The organism is Cerasicoccus maritimus (genome assembly GCA_031296935.1).
Lineage (GTDB): Bacteria > Verrucomicrobiota > Verrucomicrobiia > Opitutales > Cerasicoccaceae > Cerasicoccus > Cerasicoccus maritimus.
Map to the genome: position 1 here is coordinate 1 of JAVDPD010000006.1, position 19,080 is coordinate 19,080.

At 49.2% G+C, this 19,080-nt stretch carries 13 protein-coding genes; 6 read left to right on the top strand and 7 right to left on the bottom strand.

Going from position 1 to position 19,080, the window contains the following annotated elements:
• Nucleotides 1-220 precede the first annotated feature (220 nt).
• From RBB62_RS05405 to RBB62_RS05435, 7 genes are all read right to left on the bottom strand, one after another.
• Nucleotides 221-946, bottom strand: coding sequence for a type II secretion system protein (locus RBB62_RS05405; protein ID WP_309397714.1), 726 nt, complete (start codon nucleotides 944-946; stop codon nucleotides 221-223).
• Between the two features lie 23 nt (nucleotides 947-969).
• Nucleotides 970-2,919, bottom strand: coding sequence for a beta-N-acetylhexosaminidase (locus tag RBB62_RS05410; protein WP_309397715.1), 1,950 nt, complete (start codon nucleotides 2,917-2,919; stop codon nucleotides 970-972).
• Nucleotides 2,920-2,929: 10 nt separating this feature from the next.
• Entirely contained in the window at nucleotides 2,930-4,018 is a 1,089-nt protein-coding gene (locus RBB62_RS05415; protein WP_309397716.1) for a hypothetical protein, read from the bottom strand.
• Nucleotides 4,019-4,135: 117 nt separating this feature from the next.
• Nucleotides 4,136-4,768, bottom strand: coding sequence for a hypothetical protein (locus tag RBB62_RS05420; RefSeq protein WP_309397717.1), 633 nt, complete (start codon nucleotides 4,766-4,768; stop codon nucleotides 4,136-4,138).
• Nucleotides 4,769-4,897: 129 nt separating this feature from the next.
• Nucleotides 4,898-6,766, bottom strand: a complete 1,869-nt coding sequence (locus tag RBB62_RS05425) for a carbohydrate ABC transporter permease (RefSeq protein WP_309397718.1) — start codon at nucleotides 6,764-6,766, stop codon at nucleotides 4,898-4,900.
• Complete coding sequence (locus RBB62_RS05430) at nucleotides 6,767-9,301, bottom strand: extracellular solute-binding protein (RefSeq protein ID WP_309397719.1); 2,535 nt, start codon at nucleotides 9,299-9,301, stop codon at nucleotides 6,767-6,769.
• Between the two features lie 226 nt (nucleotides 9,302-9,527).
• Nucleotides 9,528-10,631, bottom strand: coding sequence for an ROK family protein (locus tag RBB62_RS05435; RefSeq protein ID WP_309397720.1), 1,104 nt, complete (start codon nucleotides 10,629-10,631; stop codon nucleotides 9,528-9,530).
• A gap of 231 nt (nucleotides 10,632-10,862) precedes the next feature.
• On the opposite strand from RBB62_RS05435, the gene RBB62_RS05440 reads away from it, so the two are divergent.
• The 6 genes from RBB62_RS05440 (at nucleotide 10,863) to RBB62_RS05465 (ending at nucleotide 19,057) form a co-directional block, all read left to right on the top strand.
• On the top strand, nucleotides 10,863-13,919 hold the full coding sequence (locus tag RBB62_RS05440) for a hypothetical protein (protein ID WP_309397721.1): 3,057 nt from the start codon (nucleotides 10,863-10,865) through the stop codon (nucleotides 13,917-13,919).
• Nucleotides 13,919-14,629, top strand: a complete 711-nt coding sequence (locus RBB62_RS05445; protein WP_309397722.1) for a hypothetical protein — start codon at nucleotides 13,919-13,921, stop codon at nucleotides 14,627-14,629. The genes RBB62_RS05440 and RBB62_RS05445 overlap by 1 nt, the downstream gene beginning before the upstream one ends.
• A gap of 112 nt (nucleotides 14,630-14,741) precedes the next feature.
• On the top strand, nucleotides 14,742-16,178 hold the full coding sequence (locus RBB62_RS05450; protein WP_309397898.1) for a family 20 glycosylhydrolase: 1,437 nt from the start codon (nucleotides 14,742-14,744) through the stop codon (nucleotides 16,176-16,178).
• Between the two features lie 8 nt (nucleotides 16,179-16,186).
• Entirely contained in the window at nucleotides 16,187-16,969 is a 783-nt protein-coding gene (locus RBB62_RS05455; protein WP_309397723.1) for a glucosamine-6-phosphate deaminase, read from the top strand.
• An 8-nt stretch (nucleotides 16,970-16,977) separates the two neighbouring features.
• The gene (locus RBB62_RS05460; protein WP_309397724.1) at nucleotides 16,978-17,937 is read left to right on the top strand and encodes an N-acetylglucosamine-6-phosphate deacetylase; all 960 of its coding nucleotides are present in this window, start codon (nucleotides 16,978-16,980) and stop codon (nucleotides 17,935-17,937) included.
• Between the two features lies 1 nt (nucleotide 17,938).
• Nucleotides 17,939-19,057, top strand: a complete 1,119-nt coding sequence (locus RBB62_RS05465) for an ABC transporter ATP-binding protein (protein ID WP_309397725.1) — start codon at nucleotides 17,939-17,941, stop codon at nucleotides 19,055-19,057.
• Nucleotides 19,058-19,080 lie beyond the last annotated feature (23 nt).

Consider the following 19,080-nt stretch of genomic DNA (forward strand, 5'->3'; position numbering starts at 1 on the left):
TAACTACAAACCCTTACCAATGAGAAACGACAATGCTTACCATTGGTAGTCAAGTGGGATGGAGCTCGGACGCTTACGTTAGTAGCCTCACTCTCGATAGATATACGCCCAGTATGTGTTGTAGGCAAATTCCAACAGCCAGGTAATATTCGAATTTCGGGTTAGCGTGGGTCAAATTGCGATTCTTTGAGGAGCTTGAAGAGCCAGGCTAACAGGAAATCTACTTTTGCACTGTGATATTTCTATAAAGGACATCGCCTTGAGGGATTGCTTCTACGTGGCCATCAACGAAAGCGACAGGGGCTGCACCATTGGATCGATAGCTAAGTGCGCCACCGATTCCATCTTCAGAAGAATCCGTGGGGATGGGGGAATCCAGTTCTGTGTCTAGGCCAATCGTTTTGAAAGCACTTGGCGTACTGAAGGTCGCGCTGGCGTATGTATTATTATCCCGCAAGGTTGCTTCACCAGCTAGAATCAGCTCCACCGGATTAATTATATTCCAGTAGGGAATTCTGGTGTCCTCATTGGAAATATTCGGGCAGATGGCGCCATGCACAGAGTAGGTGGAGGGGATTACATGGTTTTTAAGGTCACCTTGTCGAATTTCCCGTTCTACCAGTGGAGAAACAAATACGTTTTCGGTTGAGCTGTTCGAATCGCTGATTTGTGCGATGTACGGCAGTAGTTCCACTGTCCAGATCCGTTCTCCTTCTCCTGGTTTGTAAAAGTATCCTGGTGGGTAAAGGCCGTTGTTGTCAGATGTATACATCTGCATTGCGATTGCGATTTGTCGAAGATTGGATAGTGATTGAGATTCTTTTGCTGATTTGCGCACGCTGCCAACGGCCACAAGCAAGATGCTTCCCAGGATTGCAATAATGCCAATCGTAGCCAGTAGTTCTACCAGAGTGAAGGCGCGGCGATGTGGTTTTAAATTATTCAAGGTGTGGTAATTATAGTGAAATGTTAGCCTATATAGCTGGGCGATGCGGCTTGTCTATAGTTGATCGTCGTGGCTTGTGTCTGATTATGAGGCCATAGCTGTATACTGTTGCACTCTAGCTCATCGATGATCGTGTAGGGGGCATCCAGAAAGTAACAGAGCTTTTTTTGTAAAGTCGTTAGCCGAGATTGGAGTCCTGCGTAACGACGTTCGATTACCTCCCAGCCGAAGCAGCGGAAATTACGCCGCCAATTTTCTTCATGCAGTTCTTTCATGGCAGTTAGTTCCTGTAGTAATCGGAAAATTACGATTGTATTAATGTATTCAAGCTTCTGCAAATCTTTTGCTTTATAGGCGGGGCGAAGGGCTACATGGAGCTCAGCTTTTAGCGCTAGAACAATTGCGGCCTGACGGGCAATATCAGTATGGGTATCCACTGGGCCTGACCTGGCTAGCATCGAGAGCTGCTCGGCGGTCCGTTTGAAATGAGCACAGAATTCTGCCGTCAACTGTTGTTCGAAGTGGCCAATAAGGGGGTCGAGCCAAAGAATCCATTTACTGACGTTTGCTTCATAATCAGAATCGGTGGGCACTGGTACGAGATCTAACTGACTGCCTACGATCCAATGCTCCATTCTTCCTCCGACGCTACCGAGGAAGTTTCGAGTTGTATTTTCAAATGAACCTTCAGCGGAGTATGCTTGGTCGGCAAAGCACTGGATGGCTGGCAGAGCGGAGAATGCTTCGCACTCCATGCCGTCGTCACCCCACATCGTGACAAAGGTTTCACTTAGGCCCTCTTCACGTGCAGCCTGCATGCCAGCAGTAATTGTTTGTATAGAGTGAGGGAGCTGCGCCCAGAATCGGTTCCAAGTCCATACTCCTGCTGCAAAGATGGGTTCTTTGCCCAATGCACGGTGACGCTTAATCCATTCGTGGTAAAAGTTTGGGTCAGTGTGGTAGTAATCCCAGTAGACCAGTTCGACTGCTTCAGGGATGTTTTCGGCTAGAGTTGGATTGATTGAAGAGTCTATATCGTAGTAGCTGTTTTTTGGAGAACTTAGGCGGAAAAACATGTCGCTCCATATCATCGGCTTGAGTCCGAGTTGTTTGCAGGTTTTTACCGTTTCCTGTAGGTGATCGCACAGAATATGATAGGGGGGCTTGAGGCCGTTTTTCAGGCGATAGATGCCGGAACCAATACCATGAGCTTCATCCATGCCAATGTGGATTCGATTGCTGCGAAATGGTGTTGATGCTGCATCGATCATTTTCTGCACGAACTGCTTCGTTTTTGCATCTCCAGCTAGCAGGACACCGTTGGTATCCTTGATATCCCGATACGCTGGCCACTGCAGAACTTGTTCCAAATGACCAAGGCATTGAATACAGGGGATCACTTCCTGCCCAAAAAGCGCTGCATAATCATCGATCTGCCTAAGTTCAGATTGAGTGTAGCCACCGCGGAAATAGCCGAATGACGGCTCTCCTGGGATCTCGTAGGTGTCCTCAGTGTAGAGCATCAACTGGTTAATGCCCATAAGAGCGAAATGTCGGATGAACTTCTTGATCGTTTTGAGATGGGGTACACCGTTGCGTGACACATCGATCATGGCTCCTATTGCGCGGAAGCTGCTTTGTTCATGTACTGGCTCTGGCTGTTGCCCATTACTTAATTGCCCCATCAATATGCCTATCGCTCGAAAGGCGCACGATGGTTCCGAGTAAGTAATGGCAACTCGCTTTGCCTGGAGGATGCTAATTTTGAGAAAGGGCTTTGCCTTGGGAGTGGGTACTAATTCTATGCTCCAAGATTCAGGCTTGGTGAGGAAGCGTTCCGGAAACAATTCTTTAATGCCTTCCAGGGCTGTGGCGAGATCCGTGGGAAATGAGTCAAAGCAGAGAGTTGGCTTTTCCAAACTTTCTCCAGTGGATTCTAACGTCGATGCCATGCTGCTGTTCGAGTCACTCACGTCGGGATGCCTAGTTTGTCGCTGTCTGCTCTTTAGCTTCTGCCCATGCTTCGAGCATGGGGCCCGCAGTGCGGTAGCAGTGAATGAAAATTCCGCCAAAGCCGGGCTCGCTGCTCATATGGTCGCTTAGCTCTTTTATGGCTAGTGCAAGCTTTTCCGGTGCTTGGTTGTAGAACGTAATGCTTGGGGTCTCAGCTAAGGGAACGCTTTCCAGTGACAGATAAACTTTGCCCCCGTTCTGACCAGCGTAGTCTACTTCATCTTGGCTGATCGCTGAAACTGAATTACTGCCGGTCATGTGAGTGCGGTAAGACATTATGCCGATGAAGTCGGACAAGTCTTGGACATGCTCATCAAGAAATTTCTCCTTACCATTGAATTGTACCTTTAGCGAGTCACGACCACTGTACCAGAATGGTATGTCATGAGCTACGGTTAAGGATGGATCACTCGCTTTTACTGTGCTTTGTATTTGTGCCATCGTTTCCAGTAGCTCCATTGCGATGGCTTGCCGGTCGCCTTCTTTCCAGCGTTCCGTGACATAGGGTTCAATATCGTAGTGGAGTCCGGATAGCTTAGCGTCGTCCGGCTGGTTTTGATTAAATACCAGTATCGCATTGAGGCGGTTTATGGTGTCGGATCGATGTTCCTCAAAACCCATGAAGCCAGCGCCATCTAAAGCTTCTACTTTGATGCCAGCAGCATTTGCTTCCTTGAGGAGGCTGTTCCAGTTTTCCGCTTCGGCGAAAAGATAGCCATCGCTGGTTTTGTGGTATCTTACTTGAACAAATATTCTTGTTATGCCGAATTTCTGGCAGAATTGGATCAGCTTTTCTCGCTCACCGGGATCGGCGACATATTCTTTTCGCCACACCCACATACCAAGGTCTGTTCCTGGTGCCAGCAGATGGTGTTCCTGTAGTGTCGCTTCTGCATGCGGATGCATGCTGACGGATGGAGCACCCGCGGAAACTGCGCAACAAAGTAGACTGCATGCAGTAATGGTGATGCTCCGTTTGGCAAATTTATATATAGCGATAGATGTCTGCATTTCGGATAATTTTATATTGCTGATTTGTGAGCTATGAAGCTGTGGCATGAATATGCTGGGGAGTGGATGGGTGCAGCAGTGTGATGCTGCACCCATCCCGGCATATGATTGCCGCAACGAGGTAGAAAAAGTTGGTTTAGGGGCGGGCTAATTTTGCCCTGTTGATTACTTGGTGTTAGTGATGACGATTACGGAATCGATGTATACGTCTTGCCGAGCACGCGACTCAATTTGGTTTTCAAAACGGAGCCGAATGGATTTTATCTCAGCCAGTGTTTCATTGAAACTGCTTTTTCCAGACACTCGCTCCATTTCTGTGTCGAGTAAGGAGAATTGAGCTTCTTCGTATTTACCGAAATCAATTTCAACTTCTTCGTCTGCTTTGGTTTGCCAAATACTGTTGTCGGGCCCTCCTTCAATCGCAAGGCGAAGGGATGTCGTAGTACTGGGGGCATCAAAATTGCCATCATCCCTCAATATTTTCAGCCAAACAACGCAGGTTATGAAACGGGTTAAATTTTGTGCCTGAGTCGGTGGTTGAAACAAACGCATGTTCGCGTTGTTTCCGACGTCCCAATTCAGATTGAAAAGCGCTGCATTGGAGCCTGCGTATCCTTCTTCAATAGCTAAAGAGGCAGGGCCGGAGGATGCTGCGCTGCCAAAGGAGTTCCATTTCAGCCGCAGCTCTTCTGTGTTGGAATAACTATCAAAATCGTCAATGACCAAATGCTCAGCGAATAATGCCTGTAACACGAATATAGTGGCTGAGATCGATAAGCCTAATTTTTTAATGAACATGATCTGTTTGAATCTACACTAGCTAGTCAAATATGCCTAAGGGTTCATTGAATGAAATAATTGCGAAAAGGGTTGTCTGTGTCAACTTCAAATTTATCAAGAAACCATGACGAATAAACCTGTGGAGGTCTATTTTTCAACTGGGACCACAATGCCGCGCATGATGATTCGCTGGCAGAAAATAAAGAGTAGGAGTGTGGGAATCGCTGCGATAAGCACAGAGGCAAAAATGCCGCCTGTTGAGGCCTCAAGCTGAAACTGGTATAGCCAAACGCTGAGAAGCCACATTTGGGGATCGGGCGCGACAAGCAGCGGATAGAGAAACATGGTGTAGGCGCTGTTGAAAGCGCTCAAGGCGACTACGGCAAGGATTGGCTTACTTAGTGCCAAGGTGATTTGGAAAAAAATGCGCATTTCGGACGCGCCATCAATGCTTGCAGCTTCATAGAGTTCTTTGGGGAGTGAGTCGAAAAAGCCCTTCAATAAAAATATTAGGTATCCGTTGGCGATGGTTGGTAAAACCAGGGCCGCGAATGTGTTCATCATGTTGAGCTTTTGCAGAATAAGAAATGTTGGAATCAGTGTGACCATCGGTGGGAAAGCCATTGTAGCCATGAGTAGCAGAAGAATCTTGTAAGAGCCGGGTAATTGAAAGCGTGACATCGCATAGGCGGTCAGCGGATTGATAATCAAGGCAGACAAGACCGATAACGAACAAAAGATGACAGTGTTTAGGAAGGGGCGGCCTTCAACAAATAGTTCATCAATGACATTTACGAAATTACGGACTGCAAAGTCTTTTTTGAGAGTTGAGCTATTGGACTGAATGAACTGCCATTCCAATTCTGCGGATGGTGGGTAGATTGCGTCCATGCTGGTGTAGGTTGTATTGAGTTGGCTATTTATTTCGGACAGTGATCCGTATTGTCGATGTAGCCAATCTCGCCAGCGAAACTCAGGTCCAGCTAATCGAAGTTTTGTCGGCGATAGCGTTTTAAGAAAGCTATTGTAGTCTGTGCGTCTTGCACCGCTGAGCCATTCATTCTCTGGATGAGTGATTTCTCCAAAACTTTTCAAATCTGTGCCCCATGCCTCGTTGAGTTGGACAATGCTGGCGTAGGTAGCTTGGAGGAATTCCTGATAGCTCTGTGGTGATACATTTTGCGTGAGGACATAGGAAGCGTTGAGTTCTTCGAGCACGAACTCAATCCAGAGTGCCTGGTAAGCTTCGCTACCGTCACTCGGGTAGGTTTGTTCCAGCCGAAATGATTCAAAGCTTCTTAAGTCTCTTCCTAATGCCTCGGCAAAGGCCGTGGTGTCGTAGCGGCCAAAACGGGGGTAAACCATACGATCCAAGAAAAAGCCGGTTGGACTGATCGCATATAGCTCGCCCAGTGGCGTGGAGGATTGAGTTTCGAAGTAGGCATCTCCCACGGCGTTGTTCGGGTAGTCATAGCGTTGAGAGAGCGGGTCAGGCTGTGGAACGGTGATATTGAGCCAGGTTGCGGCGACACCTCCTGTTTCACGGTTAAATGCTTCGAGGTCGCCGTGAAATTGATTCTTCAGATCATCGCGAAGCCTGCGCAGGTTGTTCGGCACAGTTTTTAAGCCTGTTACGCCACCAAGGACTAGCCATTCTCGTGGCATGGATGACTCTTTTAGGAAGGCGGCGTATTCGTTGGCCAGCGCTTCATTTGGGAGCGGCGTTTGTGCCTGGCGGAACTTAATGTGGTTTGTCAGATGTGCTTGGTTTAGCAAGTCGATGCGTTGTCCGTACTTGGTTTCGAGAAACTTCTGGTAGAGCTCAGCGCTTTGGTAGAGATACGTTGGGACGAGGTTTAAGTCGTTCTCATCCATTTCGCTTTTCAAGGAGCCGGAAACCATCAGTGCAAACGGATAAAGAATCGTGATGCTGCCAAGTGTCAGGGTGAGCAGAATTAAGGCGTGAGCGAAACGTCCTTTGAGCGTGCGTGCTGCTTGTTGTGAAATGATGGGCATCTAGTTACCTCCTTTGAATTCGGCGTTAGCGAGTAGACGCAGTTGGTAGGCGGTGAAACCGATGAGTAGGGCACCAAGTAGCCATGCCATCGCAGTGCCAATGCCGAATTCCAGATCCAGGAAAGTGCGGAAGAAAATCTCCAGTGACAAAATAGTGGTGGATTCGGCAGGGCCACCGCCAGTCATGACGAGGATAAATTCCTGCCCCCCCTTAAATGCAGCGACTACTGCAGCCACGAATTGAATAAGAATCAGGAACTTCAGACGTGGCAGGACGATATAAAATACCTTATGCCAGAAGTTTGCACCGTCGATTTCAGCCGCTTCGTAAAGTTCTTCGGGAACCGTTTTAAGAGCCGCTAGATATATAATGCAGCCCGGGCCAGAGGTTGCCCAAACGGTTGGAATGACTACGCAGAGCATGGCTGTGCGCGGGTTTTCAAGCCAACGCATAGGCTCTATTTGAAAGCTTTGGAACAGAGTTCCAATGGTTTTGCTGACTCCTGTGATACCGCTTGAGGAAAAAGATTGGTAGAGCGGCCAGAGTGTCACAGCTATGAATCCAAGGCCAACAATCCACATGCCAGTCCTCATTGCACGGCTTTGCTCATGTAACTTGAGTGGTAGATATAATAGGATGAATATGAGACAAAGCCATATTGCCAGCATGGTCAGCTTGAGGAGTGAGGCGAAAAACGGGTCTAGCGAGTTTACGCTCATAATAAGCGTATTGAGAATGCCGCTAGGTGAGGGGTCGTAGAGTTGCTTCCATAGGAACATCACGACAATGCCGCTTAGTACGGAGGGAAGGTAAAAAATCGTTCGGAAAATGTACTTGGCTGCGTTTGTTGGTGCTTCCTGTAGTAGGATTGCGAGCAGGATTGGTGGCCAAAAGCCCAGACCGATCATTAACGCAACAAAGTAAAACGTGCGCGCTATGCCGCTCCAAAACTTGTCGTCGAAGAGAACGTTTGCGAAGTTGTCAATGCCCACCCAAACGCTTTCCAAAGCGATGCGATAATCCATGAATGCAATGCTTAAACCGCCGCCCAGGAGCGGCAAATACTGCCACATGAGGATAAGTGAGAGGCCGGGGATGAGTAGGAGGTAGCCGACCTTTATTCGGCGACTCGCATTGTTGACTGGCAGGCTTTTGTCAATGTTTGTGAAGTAGCGCCATAGATACCTGAAACCTAGAAAAAAAGAGCTCACTACGATACCAAGAACGATCATTGCCCCAATGCGCCGTATCCGCATCTGCTCTGGAGATATATTGCCTAGCGCCTTCTCATCCATCTCCTGGGCGGTAGTTTTCAAGTAGCCCTCGATTATGCCTATTGCTTTTGTGCGAGGGACCCCAACAAAGTCAGTGTCCAGCGTTTTGGTGAGGGGCAGGGACATCCAGCGGTATACGCTTTGGGTGTTGCGTCCGTATGGCTCGGGAACGCCATCTGCCATCGCATGGTTGAAGGTTGCTCGCCAACTTGGCGGTACGCGTTGCAGGATGCGCTCATAGCCGTATTTCTCAAGTAACTCTGGATTGACGAACATGCCGTAGCCGTTTTCGACGAAAGTCTCGGTACGAATTTGCTCAGCCTCTGTGCCGGTAATGTACCAGATGTAGCGCATCACCGCTAATTTCTGGGCGGGGTTGCATTGCGAGAAAACGCCTAGCATTTCAGAATTGATTTCACTTGCCCTGATACCTGAGGCAGAGGCGGGGACTGGTGCTATGCCGACCAGCTGAGGGTTTATGCTGTCGAGTAATTCACTGTCCAGATAGGAAAATATCATGCCTACTTTGCCGCGATTCCAGTCGAGCCTTCGCCCTCCAGGAATGAGGCCCGCCGCACCTTCGACTATTTCGCCATTTTTGGTGAATGGCTCGCGGAGTAGTTGCCAAAAATAATAGGCAGCTTCGGCGACTTGTGGTGAGGCGAATGCGGCTTCCCAGACGCCGGGTGAGCTCTCTTTGACGGCGCGACCTCCCTGCGACACAATGAAGGTATAGGCTTCATAGCCCAAGGGATTACTTGGGTCGAAGATCATTCCGTATTGTCGCTTGTCTGGGTCGCGCAAAGCCCGGGCATACTCCAATAGCTCGTTCCAATTTCCGGGTGGCCGTTCGGGATTGAGGCCTGCTTCTTGAAATAGATCTTTACGATACAGAAGCCCTACGACTAGCGTCCTCGTTGGTAGCGCCCATACGTGTGGTGACGTGCTTTCCGATGCGAAGTTCGGGCGATAGACGACCGGCCAGGCTGGTTTAGGCGTGCGTTCCTTGATTGCAGCAAGGGCGTCTTTGATTTCCTGCTTGCTTGGATCGGCAAGCCATTGGTTATGCGCATCCCATTTTCGGACTTGCTCGTTGCTACTTAGGATGCGTGCAAGCAGGGTTTCCAAGGGCTCCAGAAAGCCTTGTTCGACATAAGTCGACGACTGACGAAAATTTACGTAGATGCCGTGAGGCGGAATTCCCGCGGCAATAGCCATCAGTGGTCCGATGTCCATTGCGCTGCCTGCTACTTTGGGCATGGCAAATGGCTCGATATTGATCCCCTGGTGCTGGTCAAGAAAGCTCTTCAAAACTTTGCGCTGTGCTTGGGCGTTTACGCCCTCCGAAGTCGGTCCGGGCAGGTTTTGCACGCGAACAGTGACTTCATCGGCTCTCTCCTTCTGGGGCTCGGCCTGAAGAAGTATGGGCGTGCAAATGACGCAAAGGCTTACGAGTGCTTTTCGGAACATAGGGAATCGTCAAATTTCAATGATTCAGAATTAAATTGCTCAGGTCGTTCTCTAGCTTTTGGTGGAGCACCTGTAGCGCAGCGCCTTGCGTCATCCCCGAAAAACCCAGCCTGGAAAAAGACGCTTCGAAGGTTCGATTGCTGATGGGGATGAGCGACTTGCTTAGTGCAGTTGAGAGGATCGTGAAATCTTCTTTTGTCATGGTCTCTCCGTCCGACGAGATAATGAGTTTACCTATGTCTAGCAAGTTCACTACTGAAGCAAGGTGGCTGCCCATCGCATGAAAGAAGTCTTGTGAGCTGGTCCTGCTCTTGGCGGTTTGCTCTTCAGAGGGGAGGAGTACTGCGTCGAGCTCGCCTGCAGCGTGATTGATGCCGCGGTATATTTTGCCGTTTACGGTTAAAGCCATCCCAACAGAGTATTCACTGGCTCCTTTGCGAGGCGTGACATCCTTGATGAACAAATATCCTGAGTTTGCCCATTTTAGATCTGGTTGGGAATGCTGTTCGAAATAGCTTCCGCAGATTACGTTGCGGTCGACATTGACGGGTATCTTGAGCTTTTGCCCGAATATCTTGCGCAAGGGAAAGTTCTCCAGCTTCAGTGAACGCGATAGGATGACAGTGCCGGTCTCGTTGTCTACCACGCCTGGGATGGCGAAGCCTATGCCGCCGATTTCCTTGAGCTTTAGGCCTGATTTCTTTACGGTCTGCCTTATCTGGTCGGCTATCAGTTGGATGGATTCATCATTCCATCGCTTTTCAATACATTCGTGTGAAATTATATCGCCGTTGCCGTTGATCAGGCAAATGTCCTGTGCTGTTGTGTGCACATTAATTCCCACCGTGGCGGTAATCCTGGGATTTATTTGTAGTATTGTTTCGCGTGGCCCTACTTTGCCACTCTCCAGCGTTTCGCCTTCGGTTATGATTTCAGACTGCAGGAGCTCGGCAACGATATTGGATATAGTCGAGGCTTGAAGTTGCGTTTCTAGGGTTAATCCACGCTGCGAATACGGAGTTTGTGAATAGATTAATCTCAGAATGCGTAGTCGGTTCGCGATTTGCGCCTGCTTGCGGTTGTTCTTGGACTTGCTCTCGGTGCTCTTGGTTTTCTTCATGGGTATTGGGTTGCTTGCGTCTGGTAATAATAAGCTATTATTTTGCTTAATGTAGTATTAGGTGCGCTAAGCTTCTTTTGAACAACATAATAATCGAGGCGGCTTTTGCTTTAGAAAATGCAAAAACTAAAGATTGACATAAGTCGAGAGAAATATTTCATTAAATGAAACAATAGGGCGGCATGCTTTCGAAATTAATGCTATGTGGCCCTGAGAGGAGGGATGTCAAAGATGGAAAAATTCTGCAAAGGCAAGATTGGCGGAAGGGGAGGGTTCGCTCTGATCGTTGCCCTGAGCTTAATGAGTTTTATGCTGCTGATAGCCTTATCAATGGCAACCTTGACGCGAACAGAACTCGCGTCAAACAGTCAGATGCTCGCTGAAGCTAAGGCTAGGGAAAACGCGCGCTTAGGGCTGTTGATTGCCTTGGGGCATTTGCAAGGTGCTGCTGGCGAAGATCGCCGCGTCACTGCTCGGGCGAACATTTTGGGATTAGCGGAGATTCCTAATGAATTTTGGACAGGTGTGTGGGATGCGAATAGTGGGTCTATGGTGACTTGGCTGGTTTCGGGAAATGCTAACCTGCAAGACCCCATTCAATTTTCGCCTGAGTTGGCTCTCGCTAAGTCGGTCACTGTATTTGGTGATGCCGCCAGCGGATCTGAGGTGCGTGCTCCTTTACTTGATATCAGCGATGATGGCCTTGAAAGGTATGCTTACTGCATTTTGGATGAGGGGGTGAAGGCCCGCATAAACTTGCGGGATTATGCCTGGGGAAGTAACGATGACGCACAGGAGCGCCGTTCGCGTGAGTCTTCCCGCCGCCCAGGTGTGGAAGAAATTGACGCATGGAATTCTATGCGAAGCTTGCGTGGGAATGTGGAATGGGGGAAGCGGTTGGAGCTACTGATGTCACAGGATCAGGCTGAGCTTCTGCGTTCTGATACATTGGAAGGGGAGACTGAAAATAGTCCCGTGCTGCACGATTTGGATACGACGGTGGTGTCGAGGATGCTACCCGTGAGTGTCAAGAGTGGTGGTTTTCGAAAAGACCTTTCGCGAATATTGGATGAGGACTACAATGCGGCTCCCTACCAAAACAGTGCGTCAATAATTGCCGACGCGTCACAGCCATTAGTTACTTGGGGCGTATTGCGTAGCTTCGCCAATCCTTGGGATGATTGGGGCGAGGCAGAAGAGCCGATGCCTCTGGTGGAGCCGAAGGCGCCCAGTGTGACTCAGGCTGGACTTTTCCCCTTGCCCGTGCTGGTTCAAATTGGTTGGGGGGCCATAAGATCTGGCACGGGTGAGGGCGCTCTTTTGCAAATTACGATGAAGCCTGTCGTGGCATTGGCAAATCCCTATGATGTCTCCTTAGCTGCTGCTGACTATCAAGTTCAAGTCGCACCGGAGACTGGCCGTGGCTACATGATGATTTCATTTGAGCCTGAGCCAGCCTATGGTTCTGTTGAGTTCGAGGAGGGGGTGAATACACGGGGCACAGAGTTTCATCCTCAGGATTTATTGGGGGAGCCTCCGACTTTTACGATACGCGGGGCCAGTTTTGAGCCCGGTGAAGTTAAGCTGTTTGGTCTGGCGGAAACAGGGGAATACCCGGAAAGCGGCAATGATGGCGCTGTACTGAGTGAAGCGTATCCAAGTTCGAACTACGTATGGAAAAATACGCGCCGAGAACTGGGTTCTTTCACACGAGGACCCGAAGGGCGAGTTACTATGCAAATTAGTGGTGGTCGCTACTCATTGCAATACCGCCTTGGTGGTGGCGGCGCATGGCAGTCACTTCAGGATATTGAGCAAATTGGAATTGGTATTTCACCAAGTAATAACCAACTTGATGATGCTGGCCAGCCAAAGGTGCAGGTCAGCCTGGAGCCAGATGTTGCTGGTGGAGCGCCACCGTCGATTAATTTGATTCGCCGTCGTTTTAGTATGCGCACCAGTGAGACAGACTATGTTTCGGATAGTTATCGCGGTACTGGTTTGCGTTGGTTGGCGGATTTTAATCCTCGCGCTTCTACTGTTAACAGCCGACCTCCGGGTTGGATATCCCACCCACTTTGGTTAACTGACGCCGGAAATACGAATAATCACCTGCCGTTAAACTCTGACTGGATCATCGATTATCAGCTCGATATAAGTGGAGATGCTCGAGGATTTTGGGGAGATTCAACTAATGCATTAGGCGAAAGTGTGGTAACGCTATTCAGCGTGCCCCGTCAGCGAATTACCTCACTTGGGTTTCTACAGCATGCTCCGTTTTCTGAGCGCGTTTGGGATCCGACCTATTCTTTCGGTAATTCGTATGCGAGCCCTTTTGTGGCGTCGAGTGATGTTGATCTGAGCTATGAGCTGAACGAATTTTTCTGGGATGACTTTTTCTTCTCCAGTCTCGTGCGAGAAGCAGATGGCGAGGAATGGATTGCTGAAAATCCACGTGTAAAACTTCTTAGTGATGCGAAATCGTCACTACTTGAAGCCCCAGCCATTGCTGCTGCTGGCTTGTTAATCGAAGGCGGTTTTAATGTTAACTCAACATCGCTTGAAGCATGGAAGGCAATGTTGAGTAACTTTGCTGGGCTGAGGATGCGCTATTATAATACAGAGTCTGGCTTGATGTCGGAGGTGACGCTGGATAATAGCTATTTTCGCTCACTGAGTCCCAATGGAGATGCTGACAAGCCGTGGAGTGGCTATCATGCGCTAACCTCTGAGCAGATTGAAATTTTGGCGGCTCAAATTGTGGAGCGAATTCGTAATCGTGGCCGTCCATTTACTTCGCTGGCAGAGTTTATCAATCGACCCTTGGGTGAGGATATCGGTTTACTGCAAGCCGCGATTGACAGTGACACTGCAGTTGAGTTAGACGGCAAAAGCTATGGTCTGTCGACTATCAATAGTAAGCTGAAAACACCTATGGTGACGACTTATGATGATTCGGGCGCGCAGAATGCCCAAGCGGGGCTGGGGGCGCGCAGCACTGCGGCGCCTGGCTGGCTGACGCAGGCAGATGTCTTAACGGCTATTGGACCATATCTTGCGGTTCGATCGGATACATTTATCATCCGCGCCTATGGTGATTCAGTGAATCCATTTACCGATGGAGTGGAGGCGGAGGCGATATGTGAGGCCATCGTGCAACGCTTTCCTGAAGCCGTGACGCCAGTGAGTGATGATGCGGATGAGGTCGGTTTTTACGAGCCAGTAGATGGTATGGGGAGAAAATTTAAGGTCATCGGTTTTCGGTGGCTCAACGAAAGAGAAATATAATGAAGATGTTAATTTTATGCGGGGCAATTATGTTAGCTCAGTCGCTGAAGGCAGAAGCTACAGTAGGATCAAAGGAATCCGCTTCCTTTATCTTTCGCATGATATCCTGGGGGAGCGAGCCCTTGTCGGGGATTACTTTGCGTACAGGCGGCGAAATTCAGCATCTCCATGCGCCGATTGATCAGAGGTCGGAAGAGTTCTATTATTGTGGGACGAAAGACTTAATCTTTTACGATTCCTCGCTCAAAGAAGGTAAGGGTGTTCCCGTTGCGAGAGTTACAGCAAGAGATCAGTGGCGGGAAATGCTTTTTCTTGGCCAGTATGTAGCGGAGACAGCCGTACTCAATCTATACGCGATTGATGATAGCGAGGCTGCGCATCCACAGAATTCCATTCGCTTAATTAATTTGAGTGGACGTCCGCTTGGTGGGCTGGTTGGGAGGCAAGAAGTTGTTCTGAACGAGGGGCGTGATCATGTCGTGCCTGCAACCAACACAGGAGAGTTTATCTCAATCCAATTTGCGTGCAAGACCACGCGGTCCACTAAGTGGGAGCGTTTTATGTCTACAGCTATTGAGGCGCGTCAAAATGGGCGTATCCTCATTGTTTTTTATCCAAGCGAACAGGATGATCCCAGTGGGGAGCGAGAAGTTTCCTTTAAGCTATATTCGGATTTTCCAAATACTAAAAAAATCTCTCGACTCAATTAGTTCATTCAATAAATTAAATGAATCTTAACCTTCTCCCATGCCTTCGCTAGCTTGATGGCGATGATCAAAGGGTAAAATTTTCTACATATCTATGAAGCAAATAAGTGGCTTTATGCTCGATAGCGCTCGGTGTATGGAAAACCGTGAATACTACCGTCGGTTTATCCGCTTTTGCGCGTCGAGGAACTTAAACACGATACTTTGGCATTTTTCGGATGATCAGGGGGTGAGTATGGATTTCCCCAGCGAACCCGGCCTGGCGGGGAAGCACGCCTACAGCTCGGAGGAGATGAGTGAGCTGATCTCTTATGCGGAAGATAGGGGAATCACGATCATTCCAGAGTTGGAAACGCTGGGCCATTCGCGCTACATCACAGGGCACGCACATTACCAGCATCTTTGTGAAAGTGATGGAGATTTCACTGCGATGTGTCCCATACATCCAGACACGCGTAGTTTGATGAAGCGTTTGCTTGCTGATGTTGCAGCGATCTTTCCATCGCCATGGATTCATGTTGGTTTGGACGAGATTAAGCTGGGGGGGCATCCCCTTACGCAGGAAGCGTTAGCGACGAAATGCGTAGCGGAGCTATTGCTGGATTATGTAACCTTTATCTACGATGAGGTAACAGCACTTAGCCGCCAGATGATCATGTGGGTTGATCAGAATAGCTTTGATGCTGGCTTCATCCATGGACTGTCCAGAGAGATTATACTGGCCGTGTGGCAGTATAACCCCGACGTGAAACCAGACTTGGCTCAAAGACTCATCGACGATGGATTTTCAGTTATATTGTGCCCGGCGATGATTACCTATGATCAGCAGGCGTATCCAGGGAATATTGCATTGCCTAACATTGAGAGGATGAGCCGCTACCAACAGCTATGTGGTAATGGAAAAGTCATGGGGGCCTTGACGACTATTTGGACGCCAATGCGTTATTTACACGATGCGCTTTGGCCAGCTCTTGGCATTGCCGCCGATACGATGTTGAGTCAAGGGAGATTAGATGCGCCACAAAGCGTTGCAAAGCATATCCGTGAATTTCATGGTGTGGAGCCTGATCCGCTCATTGTCGAAGCCATAACTTTTAGCTTTGAAATTGCGCCCGAGCGCAAAGAATACCTTAGCGTCCTGAAGGCAGACCCGAATGAATTAGACGAGCATTTGCTGGTTCGGCGCTCAAAGGAATGGGCGCAAATCTCAGACCACATATCCAGCTTTTTGCCACGGGTTAAGCGAGAATACGCCTCCATAGAAACACTCAAGCTATTCGCGGCCTGGATGAGCTATCTCTACCGTCGCTCTGCTTTGCTGAAGGCACGAGGGTTGAGTCGTGAAGCTTGGGAAAAGCTTACGGAGGAGGGGGGCAAGTGGCTTGGGAAGTTAGAGCAGATCTGGGATCGAGAGCGTTTTGCTGACGATCACCGCCGCTTTAGTCCGGTATTTGGTTGGGAGGAAAACGAATACCTTCTTATCAACTTTAGACAAAGTCTTCAAGTGACTGAGGCACAGCTGCCCCATGACCTTGTTCCTTCTCATTCGTAAATCAATCTATGAAAAATCTGAACCATCTTCAAACAGCGCTGCAAGTAGATTCCCTGGTAGTCGAAGTCTTTCCCAATCGCCAGTCACAAGGCAGCGCAGCTGCTGCGCACGTGATTCACGTTATCAATCAAGCTATCGAGATACGAGGTGAAGCTCGGGTGATCTTTGCATGCGCGCCATCGCAGGATGATTTTCTGAGTGCGCTCATACAAAATCGAGGAAAAGTGGATTGGTCTAAAGTCGTTGTTTTTCATATGGATGACTATGTGGGGCTATCGGGTGACAGCCCGCAAAGTTTCCGCTTTTATTTACAAGAGAATTTGCTGTCGTATATCGAGTGCAAGGAGTTCTTTCCCATCGGCAGTGAGGCCGAAGATCCGGATGCCGAGTGTGCGCGCTATGAAGCCGCACTAAAATCAAAGCCAATTGATTTGGTTTGCATGGGTATTGGCGAAAATGGTCATATCGCATTCAACGATCCATCGGTTGCGGATTTCAATGATTCGGCGTGGGTTAAGGTGGTTGAGCTGGAACCCGCTTGTCGGCAGCAGCAGGTTAATGACGGCTGCTTCCTGGGGATCGACGACGTGCCAACGCATGCCTTTACATTGACGATACCATCGTTGATGAGTTGTCGACATGTATCATGTGTTGTTCCAGGAAAGCTAAAGGCCGATGCCGTTGGCGAAAGCTTACGTGGCCCGATTAGTAAGGACTGTCCGGCGTCGATCTTGCGGACTCATCCAGCTGCCGTGCTATGGTTAGATGGCGATGCGGCATTGAGAATCTAAATGTTATCATGGATATTGGAAACTCTCGTCCCTCGCGCGAACCGTGCTTGTTTGATTTGCAGGTAAACGGCTTTGCTGGGATTGATTTTCAGCAGCCGAGCTTGACCATGCGTGAGTTGGAATTGGCCTGCGAGCAAATGCGTGCGCGTGGTGTTGGCGGTTTTCTGTTTACTTTAATTACGGCGCCACTCGAGCAGACTTGTCAGCAAATGCGCAAGCTCGTTGAGTGGAGGAGGGAGTCGCCTATTATACATGAGATGGCAGTTGGCATTCACCTTGAAGGGCCGTTCATCAGTGAGTTGGATGGATACCGAGGTGCGCATCCCTTGCATGCAGTGCTAGATCCAACTCCGGCTCTGTTGAGTAAATTTTTGAAGTCAGCCGGTGGCCTTTTGCGCCTAGTTACGCTTGCTCCAGAGCGTCAGGGAGGTATCGACGTGATTCGTGAGTTAACGGATATGGGGGTATCGGTGGCGCTCGGGCATACCGACGCAAGCGAGCGTGATATCGATCTGGCTATTAAGGCTGGAGCCTGCATGTGCACACACTTGGGAAATGGAGCGCCACAGGTGATGCATCGTCATGACAACATCATTAACCGGCTCTTGGCTCGTGATGAACTGATAGCATGCTTTATTCCGGATGGCGTGCACATCCCTTTTCCTGTGCTCAGGAATTACGTGCGCACCAAGGGGTGGCATCGATCGATTTTTACGACAGACTGCATGGCGGCGGCTGGAGCGCCGGCAGGTATTTACACGCTTGGTGAACTGGAGTTAGTTGTTGGGGCCGATGGCCTTGTTAGGCAGCCGGACCGTTCGGGTTTTGCAGGGTCATCTCTGACGCCGGATGGTGCGGTGCAGTACTTGTGCGATGAGCTGGGCGTTCCACTACGGGATGCCGAACTGGCGCTTGGCGAACGCGTTCGCGGGTTGCTCAACTTACCTTTAATACAAGCAGGAGTTTAATATGGGCTTAGTAAATCTAAACAATCTGGTCAAAGAATATCAGGATAGCGGACGTGCCAAATTTACCGCAGTGAAAGGCATTAACTTAGAGATAGAGCAGGGAGAGTTTATGATCCTGGTTGGCCCGTCTGGCTGTGGCAAATCGACCACCTTACGTATGATCGCGGGGTTGGAGAATGTTACCTCGGGTACGATCGAAATCGATGGGCGCGTCGTGAATTCAGTCGCGCCGAAGGACCGTGACATTGCGATGGTCTTCCAAAACTATGCCCTTTATCCACACATGTCGGTGTTTGACAACATGGCTTTTGGTTTGAAATTGCAGAAGTTTCCTCGTGGGGAAATTCGTAATCGTGTTCATGAGGCAGCCGAAATTTTGGGGCTAGAAAGTATGTTGGAGCGCAAGCCAAAGCAAATGTCCGGCGGACAGCGTCAGCGTGTCGCTTTAGGCCGGGCAATTGTGAGGAAGCCAAAGGTCTTCTTGTTCGATGAGCCTCTTTCCAATCTCGACGCGAAGATGCGCGTACAGATGCGTACCGAGATATCCCGTCTTCATTCACGCTTGCAGGCAACGATGATCTACGTGACTCACGACCAAGTCGAAGCCATGACAATGGGGGATCGTATTTGCGTGATGAAGGAGGGCGAAATTATGCAGGTAGACGATCCTATCTCACTGTATCAGCACCCAAACAATATTTTCACGGCTGGCTTTATTGGTAGTCCACCAATGAACTTCTTTAGCGGAAAAATAGAAAAAGAAGGTAATAGATTTTCCTTTGTTGAGGAGAATATGAGCGCCGCGCCATTTCGTTTATCACTTGATGATCGGCTGACTGCCTTGGCCAGAAACTTTAGTGGCCGCAAGATTATGATGGGTGTGCGCCCGGAGGATATTGGTTTGCGAAGACAGGCGTCGGGATGCGAAGTCGATGCAGAAGTGATGGTAGTCGAGCCTATGGGTTCGGAAACCTATCTTTACTTCAATACCGGACGCCATGATTTTATAGGTCGTTTTCCAAGTGAGAATCACCACCGTATTGGCGAGCGAGCGCGAGTCGTAATGGACATCGACAAGATTCATCTTTTTGATGCGGATACAATGAAGAAGGTTTCGTAGCAGGCAGGTGCATTTGCGCAAAA